This is a genomic window from Staphylococcus sp. 231237_7MaSpsaltlick, from assembly GCF_043107035.1.
Genome location: NZ_JBICNX010000466.1, coordinates 1 through 308 on the forward strand (window position 1 = coordinate 1; position 308 = coordinate 308).

Annotated in this window: 1 rRNA gene; it reads right to left on the minus strand. The window is 37.3% G+C overall.

The annotated features are described in order from the left end of the window. Window positions 1-185: 185 nt before the first annotated feature. A 5S ribosomal RNA gene (gene rrf, locus ACF91D_RS32370) occupies window positions 186-300 on the minus strand. Window positions 301-308: the final 8 nt, after the last annotated feature.

Consider the following 308-nt stretch of genomic DNA (forward strand, 5'->3'; position numbering starts at 1 on the left):
TGAACCAACAATTTAATGTTGTGTTCGGAATTAACGTTGACATATTGCAATTCAGTTTTCAATGTTCATTTCTTCAATCACAAGAAACAATTTTACTCTCTTTGACTTAGAAAGTCAAGAAGTTTTTAAAATTATTTTTTGGTAAAACTTCCATAAAAAAACGACCCAAAGGTCAATATGGAATTGCCTGGCAACGTCCTACTCTTGCGGAACGTAAGTCCGACTACCATCGGCGCTAAAGAGCTTAACTTCTGTGTTCGGCATGGGAACAGGTGTGACCTCTTTGCCATTGTCACCAGACAATGAAA